The 3,320-nt window shown below is 61.4% G+C and carries 9 protein-coding genes; all 9 read right to left on the bottom strand.

The genetic code is table 11. From position 1 onward, the window contains the following. Positions 1-111: 30S ribosomal protein S14 (locus MJD61_10725; GenBank protein MCG8555743.1), on the bottom strand; the 111-nt coding region annotated here is incomplete at its 3' end. A gap of 13 nt (positions 112-124) precedes the next feature. Further along, positions 125-676, bottom strand: coding sequence for a 50S ribosomal protein L5 (rplE, locus tag MJD61_10720; protein MCG8555742.1), 552 nt, complete (start codon positions 674-676; stop codon positions 125-127). Between the two features lie 15 nt (positions 677-691). Next, the gene (rplX, locus tag MJD61_10715; protein ID MCG8555741.1) at positions 692-1,009 is read right to left on the bottom strand and encodes a 50S ribosomal protein L24; all 318 of its coding nucleotides are present in this window, start codon (positions 1,007-1,009) and stop codon (positions 692-694) included. Then, complete coding sequence (rplN, locus tag MJD61_10710) at positions 1,009-1,377, bottom strand: 50S ribosomal protein L14 (protein MCG8555740.1); 369 nt, start codon at positions 1,375-1,377, stop codon at positions 1,009-1,011. Before rplN ends, rplX begins: the two co-directional genes overlap by 1 nt. Positions 1,378-1,379: 2 nt before the next feature. Further along, positions 1,380-1,673 (bottom strand): 30S ribosomal protein S17, encoded by a 294-nt coding sequence (rpsQ, locus tag MJD61_10705; protein MCG8555739.1) that lies wholly within the window; start codon positions 1,671-1,673, stop codon positions 1,380-1,382. Continuing rightward, positions 1,666-1,893, bottom strand: a complete 228-nt coding sequence (gene rpmC / locus MJD61_10700) for a 50S ribosomal protein L29 (protein MCG8555738.1) — start codon at positions 1,891-1,893, stop codon at positions 1,666-1,668. Before rpmC ends, rpsQ begins: the two co-directional genes overlap by 8 nt. Continuing rightward, positions 1,890-2,306, bottom strand: a complete 417-nt coding sequence (gene rplP / locus MJD61_10695) for a 50S ribosomal protein L16 (protein ID MCG8555737.1) — start codon at positions 2,304-2,306, stop codon at positions 1,890-1,892. The genes rpmC and rplP overlap by 4 nt, the downstream gene beginning before the upstream one ends. A gap of 15 nt (positions 2,307-2,321) precedes the next feature. Next, positions 2,322-2,987: a 30S ribosomal protein S3 gene (rpsC, locus tag MJD61_10690; GenBank protein MCG8555736.1), complete on the bottom strand. Its 666-nt coding sequence runs from the start codon at positions 2,985-2,987 to the stop codon at positions 2,322-2,324. Positions 2,988-2,989: 2 nt separating this feature from the next. After that, complete coding sequence (gene rplV, locus MJD61_10685; protein ID MCG8555735.1) at positions 2,990-3,316, bottom strand: 50S ribosomal protein L22; 327 nt, start codon at positions 3,314-3,316, stop codon at positions 2,990-2,992. Positions 3,317-3,320 lie beyond the last annotated feature (4 nt).

Below are 3,320 nucleotides of genomic sequence, written 5' to 3'. Positions count from 1 at the left end.
GAACTTGCGGTAGTAGCCTCGGGGCCGGCCGCACACCTTGCAGCGATTGCGCTGGCGAACCGAGAACTTCGGGCGTTTCTTCATCTTGGCAAAAGCCTGGGCACGTGCCATCCGTTTCTCCTGGCTACTTTCTAAAGGGCATTCCAAGCTTCGCGAGCAGCGCGCGGCCGTGCTCGTCAGTCCGTGCTGTGGTCACGAACGTAACGCTGAGTCCCTTGATCTTCTCGATCTTGTCGTAGTCGATCTCGGGGAAGATGATCTGCTCGCGCACGCCCAAGGTGTAGTTGCCCCGGCCATCGAACGCCTTTGGGCTCACACCGCGGAAATCGCGAACACGCGGCAGGGCTATGAAGACCAGACGCTCAAGGAACTCCCACATGCGGTGCCCGCGCAACGTCACCATGACCCCGATGGGTGCGCCTTCGCGCAGCTTGAAGCCGGCGATCGACTTCTTGGCCCGCGTAACCACCGGCTTCTGCCCGCTGATGGTGGCAAGCTCCTGGACTCCGCTCTCGATGGTCTTGGGGGTCTGCACCGCCTCTCCCAAGCCCATGTTGCACACCACACGCCGAAGTCGTGGCACCTGCCACAGGTTGCTGAAGCCGAACTCCTTGCCAAGGGCCGGCACCACACGATCGATGTAACGCTTCTGAAGGTTCGGGACGTACTCAGCCATCGCTCACCACGCACGCTAACTGTCCAGCACCGTCCCGGACTTGACTGCTATTCGGACCTTGCGGCCGTCGTTATTCTCACCGACACGCGTCCGCGTGGGCTTGTCGGTCTTGCCGTCGACAAGCATGAGGTTAGAACGGTGTATCGGAGCCTCACGCTCGATGATCCCCCCTTGCTGCTCACGCGGTGTCGGACGCTGATGCCGTTTGACACGATTGACGCCCTCGACCAGTACGCGGTCGTTGGCGAGTACTTTGAGAACCTGTCCGCGGGCGCCCTTATCACGACCCGCAATGACCTGCACGGTGTCGCCCTTCTTGACACGCAGCGCCATCACACGACCTCCGGGGCGAGCGAAACGATCTTCATGAAGCGTCTCGCTCTGAGCTCGCGTGCCACCGGACCGAATATTCGAGTGCCGACGGGTTCCAGCTGGTTGTTGATGATCACGGCGCTGTTTGTATCAAACTTAATATAGGATCCGTCCGAGCGTAGATACTCGCGCGCCGTACGAACTACCACCGCCTTGGTCACATCGCCCTTCTTGACCTTCGCTGCCGGCAAGGCCTCCTTGACCGAAACGACGATCAGGTCGCCAAGCCCTGCGTAGCGCCTGCGCGAACCGCCAAGCACCTTCAGGCAACGCACCCGTTTCGCACCGCTGTTGTCGGCGACATCGAGCTCGGATTCGACCTGAATCACCGCTAGACCTCCTCCGGGCGTTCGATCAAACGACAAGCGACCCAGCGCTTGGTTTTCGATAGCGGACGACTCTCACGAATCTCCACCAGGTCGCGGGTCCGGTACTCGTTGGCCTCGTCATGGGCGTGATAGCACTTGCGACGCTTCACGTACTTGCCGTAGACCGGATCGCGGTAACGGCGAACGACTTCCACGACCAATGTCTTTTGGGCGCGCCCTGGTTTTGACGTATCGTTGACGACCCTGCCCTGAAGGCGCCTGCGGTTTCCCCGCGCTTTGATCTGTGGGTTAGCCATCGTGCGATTCCTCGGTAGCTTCGGCCGCCTGCTGCCTGAGGCGTTCGCTCAGAACCGTCTTGACGCGTGCCACGTCGCGGCGGATCCGTCCGATCTTGCTGGTTTCGTCGAGCTGGTTCGAGAAGTTGTCGAGACGCGCGCGCCACAAGTCGCGCTTGAGCTGACCCTCAAGCTCCACAAGCTCCTCGGTGGAGCGCTCTCTGATTTCGGCGGGCTTCATAGCTGATCGCTCCGGCGGCAAAACCGAGTCTCGACCCCAAGCTTGTGTCCAGCGATCCGAAACGCCTCGCGCGCGAGCTCCTCGGGCACGCCCTCGATTTCGTACAGCATGCGTCCAGGCTTCACGACGGCCACCCAAAACTCGGGGTTGCCCTTGCCCTTGCCCATGCGCGTCTCGAGCGGCTTCTTGCTCAGGGGCTTATCGGGAAAAACTCGAATGTATAGCTTGCCAGCGCGTTTGACTTTACGCTGCACCGCCATGCGAGCAGCCTCGATCTGTCGCGCCGTGAGGTGACCCCGGCCGAGGCACTGCAAACCGTAATCGCCAAAGGACACGTCGCTGCCACGATAGGCCAGGCCCCTGGTCTTGCCCTTTTGCTGCTTGCGGTATTTGGTGCGTTTCGGCGACAGCATGGCGGTCTCCCTGGCTCAACGTGCAGGCTGAGCCTGCTGGAATCTGCGTGCTCTGTGCCGGAGCACTTCGCCCTTGAACAACCAGACCTTGATCCCGACGGTGCCCTGGGGAGTGTGCGCGGTGGCCACGCCAAACTCGATGTCCGCGCGCAGTGTGTGAAGGGGCACACGACCTTCGCGGTAGCTTTCCTTGCGTGCGATCTCGGCACCTCCCAGGCGTCCTCCAGCGTGCACACGGATGCCCTTGGCTCCGAATTTCATGGCCGTCGATACGGCCTTCTTCATCGCGCGCCGGAAGGCCACTCGCCGTTCGAGCTGAGTCGTGATGTTCTCGGCAACCAGCTGTGCGTTGGTTTCCGCTTTTCGCACCTCCTGGATGTCGATAAAGAGCTCGTTTTGCGTGTGCGCCTGCAGCTCCCCCTTGAGCTGCTCGACCCCGGCACCGCGTTTCCCGATGATGATCCCCGGACGTGAGGTCGAGATGACCACCTTGACCTTACTGGCAGCGCGCTCCGTCTCGATCGAAGCAATGCCTGCATGCGAGAACTTCCGCTTGATGGCCTTTCGAAGACGCAAGTCCTCGTGCAGCCAGCGGGCGTACTGCTTGTCCTCGTACCACTTCGAGGTCCAGCTCTTGATAACCCCCAGCCTGAAACCATGCGGGTGTGTCTTCTGTCCCACGTCTAGCTCTCCTCGGCGCCTTCAACGTCGCCGATGACGATCGTGATGTGACTGGCGCCCTTCTCGACTCGCGTGGCACGTCCTTGAGCCCTGGGACGCCACCGGCGCAAGAAACGAGTCGATGCCTTGTCCGCGTAGGCGTAGGTCACGACCAACTGATCCAGATCCACGCTTTCGTCCTCCCGGCGCGCGTTCGCGATAGCGCTGTCGATGAGCTTCGCTACCAGGGGTGCCGCGTCCTTGCTGGTGAAACGCAGGACGTTCACGGCGTCCGCTGCGTTCCTGCCGCTGACCAAGCGCGTCACGATTCGCGCCTTGCGAACGGAGATTTTT

It is taken from the genome of Pseudomonadota bacterium, assembly GCA_022361155.1.
GTDB lineage: Bacteria > Myxococcota_A > Polyangia > Polyangiales > JAKSBK01 > JAKSBK01.
The sequence above is the reverse complement of the archived record's forward strand: the minus strand, read 5'-3'. Positions and strand labels throughout refer to the sequence as shown.

Bases quoted from the DNA above. Each gene is read 5' to 3' on its own strand.
- rpmC (MCG8555738.1), bottom strand. From the start codon at position 1,893: ATGAAGCCCGCCGAAATCAGAGAGCGCTCCACCGAGGAGCTTGTGGAG.
- rplE (MCG8555742.1), bottom strand. From the start codon at position 676: ATGGCTGAGTACGTCCCGAACCTTCAGAAGCGTTACATCGATCGTGTG.
- rpsQ (MCG8555739.1), bottom strand. From the start codon at position 1,673: ATGGCTAACCCACAGATCAAAGCGCGGGGAAACCGCAGGCGCCTTCAG.
- rplX (MCG8555741.1), bottom strand. From the start codon at position 1,009: ATGGCGCTGCGTGTCAAGAAGGGCGACACCGTGCAGGTCATTGCGGGT.
- rplP (MCG8555737.1), bottom strand. From the start codon at position 2,306: ATGCTGTCGCCGAAACGCACCAAATACCGCAAGCAGCAAAAGGGCAAG.